This window comes from Nocardia sp. NPDC051981, assembly GCF_040680715.1.
Classification (GTDB): domain Bacteria; phylum Actinomycetota; class Actinomycetes; order Mycobacteriales; family Mycobacteriaceae; genus Nocardia.
The window spans coordinates 55626-78464 of the sequence record NZ_JBFAXK010000003.1 but is presented as its reverse complement, the minus strand read 5'-3'; the positions used below and the strand labels follow the sequence as shown (position 1 = coordinate 78464).

The 22839-nt window shown below is 66.9% G+C and carries 19 protein-coding genes; 9 read left to right on the top strand and 10 right to left on the bottom strand.

Annotated elements, in window-relative coordinates; translation table 11 throughout:
- Window positions 1–20: 20 nt before the first annotated feature.
- The 6 genes from AB0L60_RS07410 to AB0L60_RS07385 are packed head-to-tail and all read right to left on the bottom strand — an operon-like array spanning window position 21 to window position 7852.
- Window positions 21–677 (bottom strand): hypothetical protein, encoded by a 657-nt coding sequence (locus AB0L60_RS07410; RefSeq protein ID WP_364608762.1) that lies wholly within the window; start codon window positions 675–677, stop codon window positions 21–23.
- Window positions 674–2341 (bottom strand): ABC transporter family substrate-binding protein, encoded by a 1668-nt coding sequence (locus tag AB0L60_RS07405; RefSeq protein WP_364608759.1) that lies wholly within the window; start codon window positions 2339–2341, stop codon window positions 674–676. The genes AB0L60_RS07410 and AB0L60_RS07405 overlap by 4 nt, the downstream gene beginning before the upstream one ends.
- 47 nt (window positions 2342–2388) lie before the next feature.
- Window positions 2389–4053 carry an ABC transporter family substrate-binding protein gene (locus AB0L60_RS07400; protein ID WP_364608756.1) on the bottom strand — a complete coding sequence of 555 codons (1665 nt, stop codon included), beginning with the start codon at window positions 4051–4053 and terminating at the stop codon, window positions 2389–2391.
- 12 nt (window positions 4054–4065) lie between these two features.
- Window positions 4066–5955: an ABC transporter ATP-binding protein gene (locus AB0L60_RS07395; RefSeq protein ID WP_364608753.1), complete on the bottom strand. Its 1890-nt coding sequence runs from the start codon at window positions 5953–5955 to the stop codon at window positions 4066–4068.
- On the bottom strand, window positions 5952–6878 hold the full coding sequence (locus AB0L60_RS07390) for an ABC transporter permease (RefSeq protein ID WP_364608750.1): 927 nt from the start codon (window positions 6876–6878) through the stop codon (window positions 5952–5954). Before AB0L60_RS07390 ends, AB0L60_RS07395 begins: the two co-directional genes overlap by 4 nt.
- The gene (locus AB0L60_RS07385; protein WP_364608747.1) at window positions 6878–7852 is read right to left on the bottom strand and encodes an ABC transporter permease; all 975 of its coding nucleotides are present in this window, start codon (window positions 7850–7852) and stop codon (window positions 6878–6880) included. The genes AB0L60_RS07390 and AB0L60_RS07385 overlap by 1 nt, the downstream gene beginning before the upstream one ends.
- A gap of 260 nt (window positions 7853–8112) precedes the next feature.
- On the opposite strand from AB0L60_RS07385, the gene AB0L60_RS07380 reads away from it, so the two are divergent.
- Window positions 8113–8913 carry an HAD family hydrolase gene (locus AB0L60_RS07380; RefSeq protein WP_364609693.1) on the top strand — a complete coding sequence of 267 codons (801 nt, stop codon included), beginning with the start codon at window positions 8113–8115 and terminating at the stop codon, window positions 8911–8913.
- A 4-nt stretch (window positions 8914–8917) separates the two neighbouring features.
- Here the strand turns inward: AB0L60_RS07380 and AB0L60_RS07375 are convergent, their stop codons facing one another.
- Window positions 8918–10954 carry an N-acetylmuramoyl-L-alanine amidase gene (locus tag AB0L60_RS07375; RefSeq protein WP_364608743.1) on the bottom strand — a complete coding sequence of 679 codons (2037 nt, stop codon included), beginning with the start codon at window positions 10952–10954 and terminating at the stop codon, window positions 8918–8920.
- 319 nt (window positions 10955–11273) lie between these two features.
- On the opposite strand from AB0L60_RS07375, the gene AB0L60_RS07370 reads away from it, so the two are divergent.
- Window positions 11274–12689, top strand: a complete 1416-nt coding sequence (locus AB0L60_RS07370) for a SpoIID/LytB domain-containing protein (RefSeq protein WP_364608740.1) — start codon at window positions 11274–11276, stop codon at window positions 12687–12689.
- Between the two features lie 17 nt (window positions 12690–12706).
- Here the strand turns inward: AB0L60_RS07370 and AB0L60_RS07365 are convergent, their stop codons facing one another.
- Window positions 12707–13207 carry a MarR family transcriptional regulator gene (locus AB0L60_RS07365; RefSeq protein ID WP_364608737.1) on the bottom strand — a complete coding sequence of 167 codons (501 nt, stop codon included), beginning with the start codon at window positions 13205–13207 and terminating at the stop codon, window positions 12707–12709.
- Between the two features lie 107 nt (window positions 13208–13314).
- Here AB0L60_RS07365 and AB0L60_RS07360 point away from each other — a divergent pair, with 107 nt between their 5' ends.
- Entirely contained in the window at window positions 13315–14253 is a 939-nt protein-coding gene (locus AB0L60_RS07360; RefSeq protein WP_364608734.1) for an EamA family transporter, read from the top strand.
- A gap of 29 nt (window positions 14254–14282) precedes the next feature.
- Entirely contained in the window at window positions 14283–14921 is a 639-nt protein-coding gene (locus AB0L60_RS07355) for an NAD(P)H-binding protein (protein WP_364608731.1), read from the top strand.
- Between the two features lie 116 nt (window positions 14922–15037).
- Here AB0L60_RS07355 and AB0L60_RS07350 read toward each other — a convergent pair whose 3' ends face one another.
- A complete protein-coding gene (locus tag AB0L60_RS07350; RefSeq protein WP_364608728.1) occupies window positions 15038–15769 on the bottom strand; it encodes a S1 family peptidase in 732 nt (243 codons plus the stop codon).
- 285 nt (window positions 15770–16054) lie between these two features.
- Here AB0L60_RS07350 and AB0L60_RS07345 point away from each other — a divergent pair, with 285 nt between their 5' ends.
- Both AB0L60_RS07345 and AB0L60_RS07340 read left to right on the top strand, forming a co-directional pair.
- Window positions 16055–16507 (top strand): DUF4189 domain-containing protein, encoded by a 453-nt coding sequence (locus AB0L60_RS07345; protein WP_364608725.1) that lies wholly within the window; start codon window positions 16055–16057, stop codon window positions 16505–16507.
- A gap of 74 nt (window positions 16508–16581) precedes the next feature.
- Window positions 16582–17337, top strand: a complete 756-nt coding sequence (locus AB0L60_RS07340) for a MerR family transcriptional regulator (RefSeq protein WP_364608722.1) — start codon at window positions 16582–16584, stop codon at window positions 17335–17337.
- Between the two features lie 216 nt (window positions 17338–17553).
- Here the strand turns inward: AB0L60_RS07340 and AB0L60_RS07335 are convergent, their stop codons facing one another.
- The gene (locus tag AB0L60_RS07335) at window positions 17554–18777 is read right to left on the bottom strand and encodes a hypothetical protein (protein WP_364608719.1); all 1224 of its coding nucleotides are present in this window, start codon (window positions 18775–18777) and stop codon (window positions 17554–17556) included.
- Window positions 18778–19092: 315 nt separating this feature from the next.
- Here AB0L60_RS07335 and glf point away from each other — a divergent pair, with 315 nt between their 5' ends.
- The 3 genes from glf to AB0L60_RS07320 are packed head-to-tail and all read left to right on the top strand — an operon-like array spanning window position 19093 to window position 22813.
- The gene (gene glf, locus AB0L60_RS07330; protein WP_364608716.1) at window positions 19093–20289 is read left to right on the top strand and encodes a UDP-galactopyranose mutase; all 1197 of its coding nucleotides are present in this window, start codon (window positions 19093–19095) and stop codon (window positions 20287–20289) included.
- Complete coding sequence (locus AB0L60_RS07325) at window positions 20286–22232, top strand: glycosyltransferase (RefSeq protein WP_364608713.1); 1947 nt, start codon at window positions 20286–20288, stop codon at window positions 22230–22232. Before glf ends, AB0L60_RS07325 begins: the two co-directional genes overlap by 4 nt.
- The gene (locus tag AB0L60_RS07320) at window positions 22229–22813 is read left to right on the top strand and encodes a phosphatase PAP2 family protein (protein WP_356996231.1); all 585 of its coding nucleotides are present in this window, start codon (window positions 22229–22231) and stop codon (window positions 22811–22813) included. The genes AB0L60_RS07325 and AB0L60_RS07320 overlap by 4 nt, the downstream gene beginning before the upstream one ends.
- The last annotated feature ends 26 nt before the right edge of the window (window positions 22814–22839 follow it).

Below are 22839 nucleotides of genomic sequence, written 5' to 3'. Positions count from 1 at the left end.
GGGCGCTCCTGCTGCGCGGGTCAGCTCGGATCGGAGCCGCGAACGGCCGAAAGCCAGGTAGCCGTGGCCGCCGCCACCAGGGTGGCGGCTACAAATGCCATCGATCCGCCACCCGCCACGTACACCCACAACAGACCCGCGAACGGTCCGACGACAGCGGACTGCGCGTCCAGCAATATCCTGCGCCCCGGCCCGGTCCGGCCGATCGCCTCGGGATCCGGCCGCGTCGGATTGTCGATCAGCCGCCCCACCGGCTCCGAATCCCGCAGTCGCCCGGAGGGATACACCCGCAGCTCGCCGACACGCACTGTTCGCCCGGCCAATTCGGCCGTGTCCGGTGTGAGCGTCACCAGCCCCGGGGCGAAATACACCGGCAGCCACAGGTCTCTCCCGCCGATCGTGAACTCCAGCCACGACCGGCTGACCAGCCGATGCTGCTGCCGCACCCGCCGCACCGCGACCTCGCGGCCGTCCACAGTGCTGGGCAGCCCGGCGGGCAGGTACCCGAGCGCAACCGCGAACCGAAACCCGCTGTAGCCCAGAATGATCACGGCCACCGTGCCCAGCATGGCCACCTGCTCCGGATCGGCGAACGGGACCCAGGCGAGGGTGATCGCCAGGGTCCCGATCGTCACGAGCGCCGGATAGGCCAGCGGATGGCCCGTCCGGAGATTCACTTGAGGAAGCCGACCTTCAGGTAATCGGCGGTCGCCAGGCCAAACGCGCCCCAGTTGGCCAGGTCGGTACGGGCGGCGTGGGTACCGGACGCCTGGTTGAACAGCATCGAATGCCCTTCGTCCCAGATCATCTTGTCGGCCTTGTTGGCCAGCTCGATGGCCTTGTCCGGGTTCAGCTCCGCCATCGCCTGATCGATGACCGCGTTCAGTTCCGGCGAGCCGAGGCGAGACTTGTTGCCCTGCCAATTGTTCGGGTCGTAGTAGTAGAACTGCTTCAACGCCCCGATCGGCAGCACGCTGGTGCTGCGGCTCCACTGCGCGAGATCGTAGTTGCCGGGGTCGATGACATTGGTGAACAGGCCGGTGCCGGGGACGGTCTGGATATCCAGTTTGACGCCGATCTTCTGCAGGTCGGCCTGGATGATCTTGGCGGTGTTCACCCAGGAGTCCTGCTGGTACATGACATCGCGGATGATCAGCTTCTTGCCGTCCTTCTCGCGTACGTCACCGTTGCGGATCCAGCCGAGGGCATCCAATTCCTTGGCGGCCTGGTCCAGATTGAAGGCTACGTCCTGCGAATTGTCCTGGTAACCCTTCTGACCGTCGATGTAGATATGGTTGTTCAGCGGCTTCGGGTTGTCGACGATTCCGTGCTGGCTGGTATCCACGATGGTCTGCCGGTCGATTGCCTTGGCGATGGCCAGCCGCAGCTTCAGGTCCTCGAACAGCGAGCCGGGCGCACCGTTGAACGCGATGAAGCTGTAGGTCGGCTCCGCGGCCCGCCGGATTTCGACGCCGGGTGCTTGACGTGCACCGGTGACGGCCTCGAGCCCGGAGACGTAGGCCTCATCGAGTTCGTTGTTCTGGATCGCGGGCACGATGGCGGAGTAATCGAGCACGCTGAAGGTGATGTTGTCCAGCTTCGGCGCGTCACCCCACCATTTGGGGTTGCGGCTCAACGTGATCCGGTTCTGGGTGCGGTCGATATTGGTGATCATGAACGGGCCGCTGCTGACCGGCAGCGAATTGCGCGCCCAATCGTTGAATGCCTGTGGGGTCTCGGTGTCCGCCTTGGGGAACAGCTGGCCGAACAGACTCTGCCACTCGCCGTAAGGCTTGGCGAAGGTGACGACGGCCTGCCGGTCATCGACGCCGCGCTCGACCTTGCCGACCTGGTCGTAGCCCGAGGTGGAGGCCACCTGGTACTCGTTGTTGGTGCCGTTCGACGCCTGCCACTGCGACTTCATGTCCTCCCAGGTGATGGGAGTTCCGTCGGTCCACACCGCCTTGGGGTTGATGGTGTAGGTGACGACCTCCGGGTTGGTGGAGGTCAGCGTGATGTCGGTGAAGAAGTTGTGGTTGACGGTGAGTTCGCCGGCCGCGTTGCTGTCGAACGCTACGGGCAGTGTCGGCGACACGACATCGGAGGTGTCCTGGGTATTTCCATCCACGTGCAACGCGTTGAACGAGGCCGGGAACGAGGTCAGCGACAGCCGGAGGTTGCCGCCGTCCTTCAGGTCCGAGACCGGATGCGGGTTGATGGCATTGGTCGTGCCAAGGGTCGCGGTTCCACCTTCATTACTGCTGGAACTACACCCCGTCACGACCAACCCGAGAGCGACCATCGGGATCGCGAGTCGAATCATGGTCGAACGTATCCGCATGGACCGCTCCTTCCGCCGCGGACGGCTGTCGAAACTTTCGGCCGGGCCTACTTCAGGAACCCGATGGCGGTGTAGTCGTAGGAGGCCAGCCCGGCGGAGCCGAAGTTGGCCAGCTCGGACCGTACCCCGTAGTTGCCCTCATCCTGCATCAACGGCAGCGAGTGGCCCTCCTCGAAGATCTTGCGGTCGACCTGATTCGCCATCTGGATGGCCTTGTCCTGGTCCAGTTCGGACAGGGTCTGGTCGATCAGCGTGTTCAATTCCGGCGATCCGATGCGCCCGTAGTTGAGCTGTAGATCATTGGGGTACAGCCCGAAAATCTGCGGGATGCTGTTGAATACGAAGGCATCACCGGCCAGCGAGAACTGACAGACGTCGAAATCGCCGGGTTGGATGACGTCGGTGAAGAAGCGTTGCGCCGGGCGCGCGTCGATGGTCAGTTCGACGCCTATCCGGCGCAGATCCTGCTGGATCAGCTTGGCGATCTGAACCCAGGTGTCATCGTTGTAGAAGACGTCCCGGATCGACAGTTTCTTGCCGTCCTTGACCCGAAAGTCGCCCTGCTTTACCCAGCCGAGCGCGTCGAGTTCCCGGCCGGCGGCGACCGGGTCGAAGCCGAGACTGTTGTCCTGGTAACCGTGCTGACCGCGCAGGAATACGTGATTGTTCAGCGGCTGGGGCTTGTCGACCAGCCCGTTCTGCATTGTCTCGGCGATGCGCTGCCGGTCGATCGCCTTCGAGATGGCGACGCGCAGTTGGGGATCGGCGACGACCGAGCCAGGTGCGCCGTTGAAGGCGAAGTACCGCCACCGGTTCAACGGGGTGTGGCGGATGGCCACACCCGGCACCGAACGCAGGTTCTGTAGATCGCCGACGGTGCTGAGCAGGGCTGCGTCGAGCTCGTTGTTCTGCACCGCCTGCGTCCACGCGTTGCGGTCCAGTACCCGGATGGTCACGGTGTCGAGCTTCGGGGTGTTTCCCCACCATTTGGGGTTGCGGGCCAGCGTGATCAGGCCGCCGGTGCGGTCGATGGACTGCAGCACGAACGGTCCGGCAGAGACCGGGAGCCCGTTCACCAGGGACTTGTTGAAAGAATTGGGATCGGCCGTCACCGATTTCGGGTACAGCATGGCATTGCCAGCGAACTGTCCACGCCAATCGGCGTAGGGCTTGTCGAAGGTGATGACGGCCTGCCGGTCGTCGGTGCCGCGCTCGACCTTCGCCACCCGGTCGAAACCATTGCTGATGGCGATCTGGAAGTCCTTGTTCCTGCCGTTCAGCGAATTCGCCTCGGACGCAATGTCTTCCCAGGTGATGGGGGTGCCATCGGACCACACCGCCTTGGGGTTGATGGTGTAGGTGACGACCTGTGGGTTGGTGGACGTGAGCTGCACATCGGTGAAGAAGTCGTGATCGACGGTGAGGTTGCCCGCGGCATCAGTGTCGAAAGACCGCGGCATCAGGAATTTGATGATGTCGGCGTAATCACCGTCATTGCCGTCGATCTGGAGGGTGTTCCAGTTGACGGGTACCTCGGGGGTGGGCAGCCGGAGGTTCCCACCATCCTTGATGTCGTCACGTGGATGGGGATTGATGTCGGACGCGGTGCCCAGCTCGCCGGTTCCGGTCGGGGCCGGTGTACTGCCGCTGCAGGCCGCCAGCGCCAGCCCGCTCGCGAGAATTATTGCGGCGCATGCTCGTCCACTCCGCATCCGACACCCCTCCTATCGGGTCGCCACCGGTACCGGCACCGCGTCGATCAGTGCGCGGGTGTATTCGTGCTCCGGACTGGCGAAAATTCGCTCCGCCGGTCCGTATTCGACGATCTGCCCGCGGTACATGACCGCAATGTCGTGGGCAAGGTTACGCACTACCGACAGGTCGTGTGAAACAAACAAATACGACAAACCACGCTCGGCTTGCAGGTCGCGCAGCAGGTTGAGCACACCTGCTTGAATGGAGACGTCCAGCGACGAGACCGGCTCGTCGAGCACCAGCAGTTCCGGATCCAGGGCCAGTGCCCGCGCGATATTGATGCGCTGCTTCTGGCCACCAGAGAAGTCCGCCGGGTACCGGTCGGCATGTTCAGGCCGGAGTCCCACCTGCTCGAGCAACTGCGGTACGCGCCGGTTGATCTCCTCGCGGGACCGTCCGTCGATGCGCAACGGTTCGGCCAGCGCATCCGAAATCGGCAGGCGCGGATCCAACGACGCCGACGGGTCCTGGAATACGATCTGCATCTTCCGACGGATGTTCCGGCGCTGCTGCTTCGTGAGAGCGGAGACGTCGCTGCCCAGGATTTCGATGCTGCCGCCCTCCGGCCGCAACAGGTCCATGATCTGGGTGAGCGTGGTCGACTTACCCGAGCCGGATTCGCCGACCAGCGCGAGGGTGCGGCCTGCCCGCACCTCGAAGCTGATGCCATCGACCGCCTTGACCTCGCCGACGCGGCGACGGAACACCACACCCTTGGTGAGCGGGAAGGTCTTGCGCAGGTCGGTCACTTTCAGCACCACCTGCGAGGAGTCGACTTTCGCGATCTCCTCCGGTACCTCGATCTCCTTGCGGTAGGCCGTGAACAGTTCCCGGCTGCCCACCTCCGCGGTCCGGATACAGGCCGCCTGATGCCCTGGCCCAGTGTCCTGCAGTGGCGGTTCGGCCGCGCGGCACTCGTCGATGGCGACGGGGCAGCGCGGCGCGAAGGAGCAGCCCTGTGGCAGGGCGTGCATGGCCGGTGGGTTGCCGACGATCGGGATCAGCGGGGTCCGCGCGGGCCCGTCCATGCGGGGGATGGAGCCCAAGAGCCCGACCGTATAGGGCATCCGGGGTGCGGTGAAAAGCTCCTGCGCAGGGGCTGTTTCGACGATCCGGCCCGCGTACATGACCGCCACCCGATCGGCCAGCGTGGCCGCGATGCCCATGTCGTGGGTGATGAAGATGACGCCTGCACCGGTGATGTCGCGCGCCTTGCGCAACAGGTTCAGGATCTGCTTCTGCACGGTCACGTCGAGTGCCGTGGTCGGTTCGTCACAGATGATGAGTTCGGGATCATTGGCGATGGCCATGGCGATGACAACGCGTTGGCGCATGCCGCCGGAGAATTCGTGCGGAAATGCCTTGGCGCGCTGGGCCGCATCCGGAATTCCCACCAGGTCGAGCAGTTCCACCGCCTTGGCGGCAGCTTCCTGCTTGCTCATCTTCCGGTGCACCAGTAGGGCTTCCGCGATCTGGTCACCGATGCGGTACACGGGTGTCAGTGCGGAGAGCGGGTCCTGGAAGACCATGGAAACCTTGCTGCCGCGCAGGGTGGACATCTGCTTGTCGTCCAGACCCAGCAGTTCCCGGCCGCGCAACCGGACCGATCCCTGCACGCGCGCCTGCTCCGGCAGCAGGCCGATGACGGCCATCGAGGACACCGATTTGCCGGAGCCCGATTCGCCGACGATCGCCAGCACCTCGCCGTCATTGACCGTGAAGTTCACCCCGCGCACGGCATCGACGCGGCCCTCCTCACCAGGAAAGGACACACGCAGATCGGAGACTTCCAGCAGCGGCGCGGTCGTTCTTGCCGAAGGTGCGGCCGTACCCGCCCGCTCGGCCGAATCCTGGCTCATTTGTCGGCCTTTCGTACCTGCTTCGCCCGCGCTTTCCTGGCGGTCGGGTCGAAGGCGTCGCGCAGCCCGTCGCCCATGAGGTTGGCGGACAGCACGATGATCACCAGAAACGCTCCGGAGAACATGAACGTCCACGGATAGGTGAGTGCGTTCTTGGAATAGTCGCCGATCAGCGAGCCCAGCGAGACGTCGGGCGGCTGGACGCCGAAACCCAGGAAGCTCAAACCGGTTTCGGCCATGACGGCGCCGCCCACGGCGAGCGTGGTGTCGATGATCAGGATCGACGCGATGTTCGGGACGATGTGCGTGGTGATGATCGTCCACGTGGATGCGCCCATATATCGTGCGGCGCGGACGAATTCGCGGTCCCGGAGGGTCAGCGACAGTCCGCGGACGATGCGTGCCGAGATCATCCAGCCGAAGGCCGCGATCAGCACCACCAGCAGTACCACCGAGCTGTTGCCCTTGGTCTTCGGGGCGAACAGCGCGATGAAGATGAAGCTGGGTACCACCAGCAGCAGATCGACCAGCCACATGATCACCCGGTCGGTCCAGCCGCCCAGCAGGCCCGCCACTGAACCGGCGATGGTCGCGATGATCGCCGAGATTATGGCCGCGCCGAACCCGATCACGAGGGACTTCTGCAGGCCGTGCAGGGTCTGTGCCAGCACGTCCTCACCCAGTGAGGTAGTGCCGAACCAGTGTTTTCCATTGGGCGGCTTGAGTTTCGCCGTGGTGTCGATGTCGGTGTAGCTGTACGGCAGGAAATGTGGAACGGCGAACGCGATCACGAACAGCAGGATCAGCACGATCGCCGCCGTCACCGCGATCTTGTTGCGCAGAAACCGCCGCCACACCAGCTTCCGACGGCCCGCGGCGGCGATCTGTGGCGCGCCCTGGACGATGGTCTCCACCTCGGTCATCAGACACGCACCCTGGGGTCGAGAATTGCGTACACGATGTCGGACAGCAAGCCGGACAACAGGATCACCAGTCCTGCGAAGAGCGTCACCGTCAGCACGACATTGATGTCCTGGGCGTGGATGGAGTCCACCAGCCACTCGCCCATACCGTGCCAGCCGAAGATCTTCTCGGTGAAGGTGGCGCCGGTGACGAGTCCGCCGAAGCTGTAGGCGAACAGTGTTGCCATGGGGATGAGCGCGGTGCGGAGACCGTGTTTGAACAACGCGCGCGTCCGGGTGAGGCCCTTGGCGCGGGCGGTGCGAATGAAATCGCTGCCGAGCACGTCGAGCATCGCATTGCGCTGGTAGCGGCTGTATCCCGCCATCGCGCCCAATGCCAGGCCGAGGGTCGGGATCAGCATGTGCTGGGCCCGGTCCACGATCTGGTTCCACAGCCCGTGCACGGCTGTCGCCGAGGTCTCACCGGTATAGAGGAAGATCTGCTTGCCGGTGGTCAGATTGATTTCGAGCGCACCGTATTTCAACAGCGTCGCGAGCAGGAACACCGGTGTCGACAGCAGCAGCATCGACACGATGGTGCTGAAGTAGTCACTGAACTTGTACTGCCGGATGGCATTAGCCGCACCGATCAGCACACCGAGCACCGTGCCGACCACCGAACCGATCACCAGCAGCCGGAGACTGACACCGATCCGACGGCCGAGCTCATCTTTGACCGGCTGCCCGGCCAGGGTCTTGCCGAAGTCGCCGTGGACCACCCCGCCCGCCCACGCCAGATACCGCGTCGGAATCGGATCGTTCAGATGCAATTCCGCCCGTTTCGCGTCGATCACCGACTGTGGCGGCCGCGGATTGCGTTGCTCCAGATAGTCCAGCGGGGTGAACGTGAGGGACGCCACCGTGAACACCAGGAACGACGCCAGTACCAGCAGCACGACATAGTTCAGCGCACGTCGCAGCAGAAAACCGGCCATCATTCCCTTTCGGGGTCGAGTTCTGACCCAGATCATAGGGAGTGAGAACCGTAAACGCGGGGTACGGACCGCGGACCCCACGGCAATCCGTGTGTTATTGCGTGCGTCCTGGTGGCTGTGGGGGTTGGCGGGGTGGTGTGGTGCGGAGCGGTGTCCGAAAGGTCTCTTTTGTACGGCGAGGTCCGGAATCCACGGGCGCACCGGTCGTGGCTCGAGGCAGGATGGAGTAGGTGACGCTCTTTCACCTGCCCAAACCCAAGATGGTCGCCTCCGATGTGGACGGCACGCTCATCGACCACCGTGAGCAGGTGAGCGCCCGCACCAAGGCGGCGATCAACGCCCTCATCGCGGACGGGGTGCCGTTCGTGCTCGCCACCGGAAGGCCGCCGCGCTGGATCGATCCGGTCGTCGATGGGCTCGGCTTCTCGCCGCTGTGCGTGTGCGGCAACGGTGCGGTCATCTACGACAGTGCCGCGGATCGGGTGCTGGACACCCGCACCCTGGATATCGAAACCCTCACCTGGGCCGCCGATCTGGCCGAGCGCCTGCTGCCGGGCTGCGGCCTGGCCGCGGAACGGGTCGGTTCGAGCGCGCACGACGCGGCCACACCGCAGTTCGTCAGTTCACCCGAATACGAGCACGCCTGGCTGAATCCGGACGACACCCAGGTCTCCCGCGCCGAAGTCATCTCCGCGCCCGCGATCAAGATGCTGATCCGCCTGCCCGGTGCGTCCAGTGCGGACATGCGCGCCGTACTGGACCCGCACCTGGCCGGCCGCGCCGACCTCACCTACTCCACGGACAACGGCCTGATCGAACTGTCGGCCCCCGGCGTGACGAAGGCCACCGGCCTTGCGACCATCGCACAGCGCCTGGGCGTCCAGCACAGCTCCCTCATCGCCTTCGGCGACATGCCCAACGACGTCCCCATGCTCCTCATGGCCGGTCACGGCGTCGCCATGGCCAATGCCCACCCCGAGGCCATCGCCGCCGCCGACGAGGTGGCCCCCTCCAATATCGAGGACGGCGTCGCCCGCACCCTCGAACGCTGGTGGTCCTGACCGTCTAGTTGGGCGCGGCCGCGGGGATGGGGGCGGCCTGGGCGGGGATGGACTTGCCTGGGATGGGGTCCTGGACGGCGCCGTAGTTCTTCAGGATGGTGGTGACGATTCCGGTGATCTTGTTGAAGATCAGGGCGCCGTTCTGGAAGTCGGTGCGGACGCCGTCCTGGACCGGATATTCATTGCTGGTGGGCAGGCCGAGAAGGCCTGTGCCCGCACCCAATTGCAGGAAGCGCTCCAGAATCTTGCCGACCACCGTGACGATCTGACCGGTCGGCGAGGCATACACGTAGCCATTGGTGAATTGGCCGTACTGGCCGCCGTCCGCCAAGGCGACCGGTTCCGCTTTCGGTTGTCCCAGTGGGCCGTTCGCGCCACCCTGATCGTTCCAGTAGCGGGCCACCGGGCTGCGGTCGAGCATGTCCAGGATCTTCTGGGTGAGATCGGCCAGGGCGGCCAGATCCGCCTGGCCGTCGGCGTCGGGGGCGGGCTGCGGATTGCCCGCGTTCTGGCCGGGACGGACCCGCGGCGGACTCGGATCCTCGGGCGCGTTCGTGCCGGCCGCCACGTCCTCGGCGATCTGCCGGATCTTGTCCATCAACGCGTAGGCGGCGTCACCCGGGCAGGTGGTGTTGCCGACATCGCGGTGCGCGAAGATGTTCGGCAGCTTGACCGCCTGTCCCAGAGCGTATTTCGTGTAGTCACTGCCCTCGGAGTACATGGTGCTCTGACCTTCGGGATCGATGCCCGCCACCTTGGCCCGCCAGCCGATGTACTTGCCGATCGCCTGGATGGACACGTCCGTCGGAGTCTCGTCCTCGTAGTCGCCCATCAGCGCGACGCCCGCGGTATTGATATTGAAGCCGCCCGCGTGCGCGCCCTCGACCGGCTTGTCCAGGCCGCCGTAGCGGCCCTCGAAGATCTGCCCGTACTTGTCGACCAGGGCGTTGTAGCCGATGTCGCACCAGCCCAGCGTCTTCGCGTGATACGAGTAGATGGCGCGCACGATGCCCGCGGACTCGGCCTTGGTGTAGTCGTTGCGACCCGCGGTGTGGTGCACGGTGATCGCGTTGACGCCGTCGTCGTAGGTGGGTTCCTCGCAGCGCAGCGATTCGTCCGCGCCCCACTGCGCGCGGGCGATCACCTTGGGCCCGCCGCCGGGCAGCGGCGCCGCCACCGTCTGCAGATTCTCGTCGATGCTGCCGCGTCCCGGATCGATCAGCACCGCGGCCAGCTTCTCCAGATTGATCTGCGCCGGATCGGCCGAACCGTCGTCCAGCGGTTTGGGTTCGGCGGGCGCGGCGGTCGGCTTGCGGGTCACCAGCATCTGCACGGTCTTGGTATTGCCGACGTAGATCGGCTCGGTGCCGGTGCGCTTACCGGGCGCCGGATGGTCCCTGCCGTTCTCGGTTTCGGCGTCGTACCAGGGTCCCCAGGTGCCATCGGGACGCTGGGCGCGGAGCTTGGTGGTGGTGCCCGCCAGGTCCGGCGCGGTGAGCGCGACCATGCTGAACGGGGTGTCCCGGGTCAGCTCCTTGACCTGTGCGCCGACCTTGTCGACCAGATCAGCGGGCACCGCGCCCGCGTTGAGCGCGGGGGTGCGCAGGTCACCGGTGAGGCCGGGCACGGGATGCGGGCCGGGTGCGGCCGGATTGTCGGCGGTCGGGATCGGCGGCCCGGGGACCTCGGGCCCGGGTTCGGCGATGAAGCCGGGCGCGCCCGCGGCCGGGCCGGTCGGCCGGGCGGAACCGGGGGTGACGATGGTGGCGTTGGGGAGCGAGCCCGGGAGGGTGGGACGGGTGACGTGCGGCCCGTTGTCGGATGCGGGCCCGACGGGCTGCTGCGGCGAGTCGTTCAGCCGGGGTAGTGGGATCTCGCTGGGTAGTTGGACGCCCGGAATGAGATTCGGCGGGATCGGAATCGATTTGGGCAGCGGCAGCATTCGCAGATCGGACAGCCGCAGGTCGGGCAGGTCCAGCCCGGTGAGCTCGCGCAGCGGCAGCACGATATCGGGCGCCGAGTCCAGGGCGACTTCTGCCATTTGTGCGGGTATAGCTGCCCAATTGCTTTCATCGGCGTTCCGGACATCTCGCGAATCGCTCAGCGCCAGAATGCCAACGGGAGCGGACAGCGCGAGGACGGTGATGACCGGGAGCGCATACGCGGGTTTCGGTTTGTGATACGGCACAAGCATCTCCCATTCAGGTAAATCCGTCTAACCGCGCCCGGAGCACAAGCTTGCTACTTGGCGCATCAACGATCACACTAGTCCCTACTGTCACATTCCCTGAACGTATGGTTGAGGCTTAGTTTCGGGGTAACTCGAATGTAGCTTCGCCTCTCGACAGAACGGGTATGACATGCCGAACGGGTACCTAGCCAAGCGCCGTAGACGGCGCGGTCTGCTCACCCTCTCCCTCGCCGTCGCGGCCACCACCGGCGGCACCGCGGTACTGGTCTGGGCCTGGCCCGACAATGCCCTCCTCTTCACCGCCGGCGCCGGTCACGGGCGCGGCCTGAGCCAGAACGGCGCCTTCGACAAGGCCGTCGCGGGTTGGAACGCCGACCGCATCCTGGCCACCTATTACGCCGGAGCCGATCTCGCCGACGTCGGCCGGACCACGGTCCGCGTCCGCCTCATGGAGCAGGACGACAAGACCCTCGACCTCGCCTCCGACTCCGTCTTCTACGTCGCCGGCCGCCGTGTCATCCCCGGCCAGGCCGCGCATCTGACGCCCACCGCCATCGGCGCCGACGTCACCATCACCCAGGGCTGCGACGGAAACACCCTCTGGGAGGGCAGCACCGACGACCCGTGGGCCTACCCCGTCACCGACGGCACCGACCGCCCCGCCAACGAACAACTCGAGATCTGCGGCGGCAACGCCTACCGCGGCGTCCTCGGCGTCGCCCTCGACAAAGGCTCCCCCCGCACCGTCAACGAGGTCGACCTCGACGACTACCTCAAGGGCGTCGTCCCCGCCGAAATGGTCCCCGGCTGGGCCGACCAGGGCGGCGCCGAGGCCCTCCGCGCCCAGGCCATCGCCGCCCGCTCCTACGCCCTCGCCGAAGACCGCTACTCCTACGCCCAGACCTGCGACACCACCGACTGCCAGATGTACCTCGGCACCGACAAGGAAGACTCCCGCACCACCAGCGCCGTCGAGGTCACCTCCGGCCGAGTCCTGGTGCGCGACAACCACATCCTGCGCGCCGAATACTCCGCCGCCCCCGACGGCGGCCTCCCCACCCCCGCCGCCGCCATGGAGGTCGGCCCCGCCCTCACCGACTTCCCCGCCGCCGCAACCCCCGCCGACCCCAACCTCCCCTTCCCCGATCCCCAGTCCCCCGAAACCCAGCCCACCCCAACGGAATCCGACACGTCCGCCCCCACCACCACGGACCCCGTCACCCCGGGCGCCGCGACCCCGGACACAACGGTCCCGACTTACCCCGACCCCACCAACACCGTCCCCGGCACCCGAACTCCCGTCACCCCGGGCAATGTCCCCCCGGCGATCCCGCTGCGCCCCACCCCCGACGACCGCTCACGGATCACCATCCCCCTGCCGTCCCCCGGCAGCGCCGACCCCAACTCCACGCCCTCCAACCCCCGCACCGCCCCGGGTCCGGCGAGCTCGGGCCCGGTCAACCTGGTGATCCGGACGGCGACTCCGACCCCCCGGACCGCCTCCACCCCCAACCCGCCGACCTTCCCGGCCCCTGTCCCGGCCAGTACTCCGGCGCAACCGATCCCTCCTGCATTGGCGCACTAGCGGTTTCGGCCAGTAGCTCAGTCCAAGGAGAGGTCGCCGAGGGATTCGGCGAACTTGCGGAGTAGGGGGATGAGGGTTTCGCGGTCGGCCGGGGAGAGGTCGGCTAGGAGGCGTTGTTCGTTTTCCATGTGTAAGGGGAGGATTCGGTCGATCAGGGCTCGGCCGGAGTCGGTCAGGTGGACCTGGATGGCTCGGCGGTCCTTGGGGTCGGGGATGCGTTCAACCCAGCCCTTGGCAGTCAGGCGGTCGATGCGGTTGGTGAGGGCGCCGGAGGTGATCATGGCGGCCTTGTTGAGGGCGCCGGCGCTGAGGCCGGATTCGTTGCCGGAGCGGCGGAGGGTGGCGAGGACGTCGAATTCCCAGCGTTCCAGGCCGTGGGTGCGGAAGAAGTCGGAGAGCTCGCGGTCGACGATGCGGCCCAGGCGGGCGAGGCGGCCGAAGATCTCCATGGGGGAGGTGTCGACGTCGGGGCGCTGCTGACGCCAGGCGGCGGTGATCTGGTCGACGGCGTCGGGCACCGGCGGTCTCCTCTCGGGGCGGAATAAATCTCAACATTGAGATACTTGACGGTGAGGTATCTGGATGGTGTTATCTCAACGTTGAGATTATCAATGAGGAGCTATCGATGACCACCACACGCGCCGGAGCCGCCGGACTCGCCGGGACGCTCGCCCTCACCGGGCTCGCGCCACTGGTCTGGGGGTCGACCTACGCCGTCACCACGACGTTCCTGCCGCCCGAGCGGCCCATGTTCACCGCGCTCATGCGGGTGCTGCCCGCGGGACTGCTGTTGCTCGCCATCACGCGGAAACTGCCGCACGGGCAATGGATTCCACGCGCGCTCGTGCTGGGCGGGCTGAACATCGGAGTCTTCACCGCGCTGTTGTTCGTGGCCGCCTATCGGCTGCCGGGCGGGGTGGCGGCGGTGCTCGCCGCGGCCGCGCCGCTGTTCGCGGTCGGTTTCGCCGCCCTCGGCCTCAACGAGCGGCTCACCGTGCGCAAGGTGGCGGCGGCGCTGATCGGGCTGGCCGGCGTGGCACTCGTAGTACTCAGGGCCACAGCCACTCTCGACACGCTCGGCATCATCGCCGGGCTGGTGGCCGCCATCGCCATGGCGGGGGGCACGGTGCTGACCAAGCGCTGGGGACGGCCCGAGGGCATCGGCCCGCTGGCCATGACCGGCTGGCAGCTCACCGCTGGCGGACTCCTGCTGCTGCCGGTCGCCGCCATCGCCGAGGGCGCGCCGCCCGCGCTGGACGGCCGGGCCATCGGCGGCTACCTCTACCTCGGCCTGATCGGCACCGCCGCCGCGTACGCGCTGTGGTTCCGCGGCATCGCCAAGGCCAATGCCACCTCGGTGGCCTTCCTCGGCCTGCTCAGCCCGCTGTCGGCGGCCGTCATCGGCTGGGCCGCGCTCGGTCAGGCGCTGGCCCCGCTGCAGATCCTGGGCATGGCCATCGCGCTGGGCGGCACTCTGCTCGGCCAGACCGGATCCGCGCCTCGCACAACGGAACCCGCGCCGCAGACCGACGACGACACTCCCGAGAACCGCGTCGCGGCGTGATTCGAACCCTCGATAAGGAGCGAAAGACCATGCAGATCACAGTGTTCGGAGCGAGTGGAGACGCCGGCAGCCGGGTCGTGGCCGAGGCGCTGAGCCGGGGCCACCGGGTGCGGGCGGTCGCTCGCACCGCCGAGCGGCTGCGGGAGCTGCCCGCGCAGGTCGAGGTGTGGACCGGCAATGCCGCCGATCCGGCCGATGTCGAGAAGGCCGCGGCCGGCAGCGATGTCGTGGTCAGCGCGACCCGCCCGGCCCCGGGCCGCGAGCACGAACTGGCCGAGGTCGCGGCCGCACTGCTGGAAGGCCTGGCGGACAGCGGGATTCGGCTGCTGGTGATCGGCGGCGCGGGCAGCCTCACCGTCGCGGGGACCGGCAAGACCCTCACCGAGCAGCCGGGCTTCCCGGCCGAGCTGGTGCCCATCGCCGAGGGCGGCAGCCGCCAGCTCGAGGTGTTCCGGACGACCCCGCACGCGGTGAACTGGGCCTATGTCAGCCCGGCCGCACTGTTCGAACCCGGCGAGCGCACCGGCGCCTACCGCGTCGGCCGGGACGACCTGCTCACCGACGACCAGGGCAATTCCTCGATCTCCATGGAGGACATGGCCATCGCCCTGCTCGACGAGATCGAGCGGCCCGCGCACCACCGGACCCGGTTCACCGTCGGCTACTGAAGATTCACCGTCGGCTACTGAAAACCCGCAGGGCACAACCGAATACCTGTCGAACGCGCCGCGGGGCGTGACCGGAGGACCCGGTCACGCCCCGCGGCGTGGAACTGTCTCGGAGATCAGGCGACGTGGAAGCCCGCGCCCGCCCCGCCGTGCCGGTCGATATCCGCCAGCACGGTGCTGATGTTGGTGGCCAGCTCCGGCTCGTGGATCAGGTTGCCGCCGCCGGTGCACAGCGGCAGCTCGATGCTGACCGGCCCGGCCTCGAAGTCGGTGCCCGCCACCACCATGCCGATCAGCTGGTCGCCGCGCAGCACCGGCGCGCCGGAGTCACCGTGGTTGGCGCACACCTGGCTGCGGAAGTAGGTGGACTTGGTCTCCCAGACCGGCCCGCAGGTGAAGCCGGTGGTGCGGCCGTTCTTGCAGACGTTCTCGCCGATCTGCGGCGGCGCGCCGACCGAATTGATGACCGACTGCGCGACCTGGCGGGTCGGGTTCACCCGGTCCGGGTTGAACACGATGACGCCCCAGTCCATCTCCTCGCTCTTCTCGGCGACGACGCCGATACCCCCGGAGCGGGTGTACTCGGCCGCGACGCGCGCGCCGACCTCGCCGCAGTGGCCGGCGGTCAGGCCCACGAGCTGGTTCTTGTTGTCGTAGCCGATGGCGGTGATGGTGCAGTCGTTGACCGAGCTGGAGTCGGTGAGGTCCTCGACATAGACGCCGGAACCACCGCCGAGCACCACCGGTGCGGCCGCGTCCGCGGGCCCGGCGAACAGGAGCGTGGAGCTCACGGCGGTGGCGGCCACGGCCGCCCAGGACAGAACTCGGGCGCGGCCCGCAGACAACATTGGGTTTTCCTCATCCCCCGAATATCGAAATTCGTGCGCGCGCGGAAATCGGGAGTCCGGTAGCGCGCGCGTGGAGCATGTCACGCCCGCCTACCCGGCGCAAGTCACAACCGGACCGACCGATTCGATGGCCTATTCGGAACGCTTTGCGCGGCAGCCGGTTCCGGCGCGAAACCGGCTTGGCCGTGTCGGTGGCCCGTGATAGAACTCCGGCAGTGGTGATCGCACCACGGGAGTGCAACCGGAGCGGTCATTTTCGCCGCTGCCGAATGGGGAGAATTTCCAATGGCTTTTTCGGGCAAACTCGCCCTGACCATGTTCGTTTCCGCTGCCGCGGTGCTGGTTTCGACGGTGGGGGCCGGCACCGCGAGCGCCGAGCGCGGACCGGACGGCTCGCTGTACGGCTCGCTCGCGATGAGCACCGACGGCGGCACCTTCTACGGCGCGGCCTGGAACTACCCGAGCTGGGGCCGCTCCGACGCCGACGCGCTGGGCCAGTGCGGGCACCGCGGCTGCAAGATCATGGTGCAGTTCCGGGACGGCTGCGGCGCCATCGCCGAGAGCGACGACCACACCTACTACTACGGCGGTTCGGGCGGCAACCGCGCCGACGCCGAGCAGGACGCCATGACCCGGCTGACCAACTGGATGCCGTCGCCGCCGGCCATGTTCGGCAGCTCGGCCCCGGCGAAGCAGGGCGTGCACATCCGCTACTCCCAGTGCACCGACGGCGCCTAGCCTTGACCTTGACGCAACGTCAACTTGCATCCTGAATTCGTCGAGGAGAACGAGGAGAAACGAAAGGCCCGAACGTGGCAGCCGAATGGTCCATCCAGGAATTGGCCAAAGTGGCCCGAACCACCAGCCGCACCCTGCGGCATTACGGTGACCTCGGGCTGCTGCCGCCCAGCCGGATCGGATCCAACGGCTATCGCTATTACGACCAGGAATCCCTCGTACGGTTGCAGCGCATCCTTTTGCTCCGGGAACTCGGCCTGGGCCTGCCGGCCATCGCCGAAGTCCTCGCCGGGCAAAAGGACACCGCTACCGCCCTGCGTACCCATCTGGAATTGCTGAAACACGAGCAGGACCGGATCGCGCGGCAAATCACCTCGGTGCAAACCACATTGCGCAAAACGGAAGCAGGCGAGCAACTGATGGCGAACGAGGTATTCGACGGATTCGACCACGCCCGGTACCGGGACGAGGTCATCGAACGCTGGGGCAAAGACGCCTGGGAGAGTGGCGACCGCTGGTGGAACTCCATGAGCGAGGCCGAGAAGAAGGCCCACCTCCAGACCCACGTGGATATCGCCGCCGACTACGGCCGCGCCCACGCGGCCGGAGTCCCGGTCGACAGCGACGAGGTACAGGCGATCGTGCAGCGCCACTACGACTGGCTCGGTACGACCCCGACGGGCGGACCCGTCAACGCCGGGTACTTCAACGGCCTCGGTGACATGTACGTGGCCGACCCGCGATTCGCGAAGAACTACGACAAGCACGGCGAGGGAACCGCCGAGTACGTCCGCGACGCGATCCGCGTGTACGCCGACACCCGGCTGTAGCTGGAAGGCCCGCCGCCGCAGCTCCGCGACTCGCAGTGCAGCATCGCGCCGGTCGTGCCCGCGCGCCTCTTCGGCGCCATGCGCGTGTCTACGCCCCACGCCGAATGCGGACGGTCAGCCGACGCGCTGGCGTGTGCCGGCGTACCCGGCGACCGACTCGGAGAGCGAACAGCCGCACGGTCTTTCGGCCGGACGGCTGTTCGTGCTGTCGGTGGATCAGGCCGCGCACATGGACTGCATGACACCGCGCAGGATCGGCGCACCGTAGGTGGCGGGCGCGAAGGCGATGGTCTGGGCGATGCCCAGCGGAGTCGTGATGGTCGAGGCCACGCCGGTGAATCCGGCGATCGTATTGCCGACGGTGAGCAGCAGGCTCGTGGTGTCGAGCGCGAAGGTGATGAGCGCGAAGATGTTCTCCACCTTCACATCCGCCAGGGGCACGGTGTCGACGGCGTGGCCCTCGTAGATGTCGAAGCCCAGGTTGGCCAGGAAGGTGAGCGGGCCGTAGTCCAGCGCGTCCACGATCGGCCCGAGCTGCTCGGTACGGCGCAGCATCATCACGTCAGCGACCCGGTTGCTCTGCAGGAAGCCTTGCAGCGCATCGGCATTGGCGTTCACGGCGGCCGGGTCGACGGGCAGCCCGGCGGCGGTGGTGAGGAAGTTGCGGGTGCGCTCGACCAGTTCGGAGGTCTTCAGCTCGGCCAGCGGAGTGCAGCTGCCGTCGGCCTTGACGAGCTGGTTGGCCAGGTCGATCAGCGGCTGCGGCACGTCCACGTGCTCATCGGGCAGATCGAGTTGCAGCTTCTGGTAGACACCATTGGCTCCGCAGCCGACCGACAGCTGCGACTGCACCGCGCGTGCCAGCGACTTCACGCCGTTGAACATGGCGCCCACGATGGGCTTGAGCACGAAGCCCACGGTCGGCACCAGGCTGGAGGCGAACTGCGCCGGAATCTTCACGATCCGGGTGGCGAGGATGAACACCTCGACCACATCGCGCACCTTCAGCTGCGAGACCGCGATGGTCTGGTGCAGCCGCCCGGTCTTGATGGCGTCGAGGTTGTTGACGATGTAGGTGACGATCGGGTCGTCGAGGAACTGGGTGCGGTCGTTTACCTCGTCCGGGCCCAGTGGCAAACCGTTGCGGTGTACGTGGATCGAAGCGATGTTCTGCCGGAAATCATCGACCGACCGGTCGTATGCGGCCTGCTGCTCGGCGGGGACCACCGTGCGGATGGCGGTGGCGGCCGCGGTGATGACGTCGTCGAAGGTGGCCGCGGTCCTGCCGCAGACGTCACCGGCATCGGCGATTTCGGCAGTGGCGAGGGTGTCGCCCTGGTCGGCGCGGGCGGGGGCCGCACCCGGGATCAGGGCGGCCGTGCTCAGCACGGCGGTGATCGATAGCGCGCCCACGAGTGGGGCGAAGCGAGCGATGCGCATGTATGTGGTCTTCCGGGTCGAGCGAACGGCACGGCCGCGCTAGCACACGGCAACAAACTGGTCGGATGTTTAGTTTCGAGCGGATATGTAATACAGGTCCCGTGACTGCCCTGTCTCCGCTTTGGTGAACTCTGCGCAAAATCCTTGCGACCTTTCCCAATCGCTGGGATGACCTACGACACGCGTCGGTCCGCCCGCGCGGACTCGGCTCGCCGGTCCCCGCAACACCGTGGCATCCGCCCCGCACCGGCCCTGTCGGCCCAGCGCGACGTAGCCTCAGCGCGCCCCCGGGTGCTCCCGGTAGTCTGGGCACCCGTGACCGTCGCATCCCCGTTCGATCTCATCGTCGTCGGCTCCGGCTTCTTCGGGCTGACCATCGCAGAACGCACCGCCAAGCTGCTGGGCAAGCGTGTATTGGTAGTGGAACGTCGCTATCACCTGGGCGGCAACGCCTACTCGGAAGCCGACCCGGAAACCGGCATCGAGATCCACAAGTACGGGGCGCACCTCTTCCACACCTCCAACAAGCGGGTGTGGGACTACGTCAACGAGTTCACCGAGTTCACCAACTACCAGCACCGGGTGTTCGGACTGCACAAGGGCCAGGCGTACCCGCTGCCCATGGGGCTGGGCATGATCTCGCAGTTCTTCGGCCGCTACTACACCCCGGACGAGGCGCGGGCGCTCATCGCCGAGCAGTCGGCGGAGATCGACAGCAAGGACGTGACCAACCTCGAGGAGAAGGGCATCTCGCTGATCGGCCGCCCGCTCTACGAGGCGTTCATCCGCGACTACACGGCCAAGCAGTGGCAGACCGATCCCAAGGAACTGCCGTCGAGCATCATCACCCGGCTGCCGGTCCGCTACACCTTCGACAACCGCTACTTCAACGACACCTACGAGGGTCTGCCCAAGGACGGCTACACCGCGTGGCTGTCGAAGATGGCCGAGCACCCGAACATCGAGGTGCGCCTGAACACCGACTGGTTCGACGTGCGCGACGAGGTCCGCGCCCAGAACCCGGACGCCCCGGTCGTCTACACCGGCCCGCTGGACCACTACTTCGATTACAGCGAAGGCGAACTCGGCTGGCGCACCATCGATTTCGAGACCGAGGTGCTCGAAACCGGTGACTTCCAGGGCATCCCGGTCATGAACTACAACGACGCGGACGTCCCGTTCACCCGCATCATCGAGCCGCGCCACTTCCACCCCGAGCGCGACTACCCGACCGACAAGACGGTCATCATGCGCGAGTTCTCGCGCTTCGCCCAGACCGGCGACGAACCGTACTACCCGATCAACACCCCCGACGACCGCGCCAAGCTGCTGGCCTACCGGGAGCGCGCCAAGACCGAGACCGCCGAGGCCAAGGTGCTGTTCGGTGGCCGCCTGGGTACCTACCAGTACCTGGACATGCACATGGCCATCGGCGCCGCGCTCAGCATGTTCGACAATGTGCTGCGCCCGCACCTGGAATCCGGTGCCCCGCTGGTGGATGTCGCCGAATGACCGCCCAACTCACGCGGGAAGATATGACCACCGAGACTCGCGCCGTATCCCTGCTCCAGCGCATCATCCTGCCCCGCCCGGGTGAACCGCTGGACGTGCGCAAGCTGTACCTCGAGGAATCCGAGACCAATTCCCGTCGCGCGCATGCCATTACGCGCACCGCGCTGGCCATCGGCGCGGAGTCGGAGGTCTCCTTCTGCACCTACTTCAACGCGGTCCCGGCCAGCTACTGGCGGCGCTGGAGCGTGCTGAAGTCGGTGGTGCTGAAGCTGGAGCTGTCCGGCCACGGTCGCGTGGACGTCTACCGCTCCAAGGCCGACGGTTCGCGAATCCACGTGCAGGGCAACGAGTTCAGCACGCCCGGTGAGGGCGCGGCGGCCGCCGCCTTCGTGGAGTTCGAGGTGGATCTGGGCCCGTTCGAGGACGGCGGCTGGATCTGGTTCGACATCACCACCGACAGCCATGTCGAAATGCGCAGCGGCGGTTGGTACGCGCCGATCGAGGCGCCGGGTGAGGGCAGCATCGCCGTCGGCATGCCGACCTTCAACCGCCCCACCGACGCGGTGAAAACCCTGACCGCCCTCGGCTCCGACCCGCTGGTGCTGGAGAAGATCAAGGCCGTCATCATTCCCGACCAGGGCACTCGCAAGGTGGTCGACGAGCCCGGCTTCACCGAGGCCGCGGCCCGCCTGGCCGGCCGGCTAGCCATCCACGACCAGCCCAACCTGGGCGGTTCCGGCGGATACAGCCGGGTCATGTACGAGGCGCTCGAGACCACCGACGCCGAATACATCGTCTACATGGACGACGACATCGAGATCGAGCCGGACTGCATCCTGCGCGCGCTGGCCTTCTCGCGATTCGCCAAGTCGCCCATCCTGACCGGTGGCCAGATGCTCAACCTGCAGGAGCGTTCGCACCTGCACACCATGGGTGAGATCGTGGACCGCTCCATCTTCATGTGGACCGCGCCCGCGACCGTCGAATACGACCACGACTTCTCCAAGCACCCGCTGCGCGACCGCGACAACTCCAAGCTGCTGCACCGGCGCATCGACGTCGACTTCAACGGCTGGTGGACCTGCGTCATCCCGCGGCAGGTGGCCGAGGAGATCGGACAGCCGCTGCCGCTGTTCCTCAAGTGGGACGACGTCGAATACGGTTTGCGCGCACGCGAACACGGCTACCCGACCGTCACCCTGCCGGGTGCGGCGGTGTGGCACATGGCCTGGTCCGACAAGGACGACGCCATCGACTGGCAGGCCTACTTCCACCTGCGCAACCGCCTGGTGGTGGCGTCGCTGCACCTGCCCAACGACGGCCGGCCGATGGTGGTCAACACCGTCAAGGCCACGCTGAAACACCTGCTGTGCCTGGAGTATTCGACGGTCGCCATCCAGAACGAGGCGATCCGCGACTACCTGGCCGGACCGGACAAGCTGTTCGAGCTGCTGCCGACCGCGCTGGGCAAGGTGCACGCCATGCGCAAGGAGTACCCGGACGCGGTGATCGTGCCGTCCTCCACCGAACTGCCGCTGGCCTCGCACGCCGAGGTGGGCGCGGTCGGCGAGCCGGGCAATCCGATCGCCAAGGTGGCCCGGCTCGGCAAGGGCGTGCTGCACAACTTCCGCAAGGCCAACCCGAAGCACCATGAGACCCCGCAGCTGAACGTGCCGACGCTGGACGCGCGCTGGTTCCTGCTCTCTCAGGTGGACGGTGTCACCGTTACCACCGCCGACGGCCGCGGCGTCGTCTACCGTAAGCGGGATCCGCGAAAGGCCATGGAGCTGTTCAAGGAAGCGATGCGCCTGCGCAAGGAGCTGGCCGAGCGCTTCCCGGAGGTGCGCGAGCAGTACCGTCGCGCGCACGCGCAGCTCACCAGCAAGGCCGCGTGGGAGAACGTCTTCGGTATCGATACTGAATCAGGAAACGAACCCAAATGACCGCTGCTCACACTGCTTCCGGCCCGGACCGTGGCCTGCACGTGGTCCCGGACGCGCCGGCGGCCCCGGTCGCGTCCCCGGCCGAGGTCAAGATCATCAACCTGGTGCAGGGCACCATCGGGCAGAACCCGGCGGTCGTCAAGGCCGCGCGCGGTATGTCGCATTTCGGTGAGCACTCGCTGGGCTGGCTGGGCATCGCCGCCGCCGGAGCGCTGCTGGACAAGCCGCGCCGCCGCCAGTGGGCGGGCGTGGCCGTCGGCGCGTTCGGCGCGCACGCGGCCTCGGTGGTCATCAAGCGCATCGTCCGCCGGCCCCGCCCGCACGATCCGTCCGTGCAGGTCAACGTGTCGACGCCGTCGAAGCTCAGCTTCCCGTCCTCGCACGCCACCTCCACCACGGCGGCGGCTGTGTTGCTGGGCAGGCTCACCGGGCTACCCTTGCCTGCGGTGCTCGTCCCGCCGATGCTGCTCTCCCGGGTCGTCCTCGGCGTGCATTACCCCTCCGACGTGCTCGCGGGTTCCGCGCTGGGCGCAGCATCAGCCGCAGCCGTGCTCGCCGCCGAAAAGAGACTCGCCAAGTGACAGCCCAGGAAAGAGCCACCGTTGAC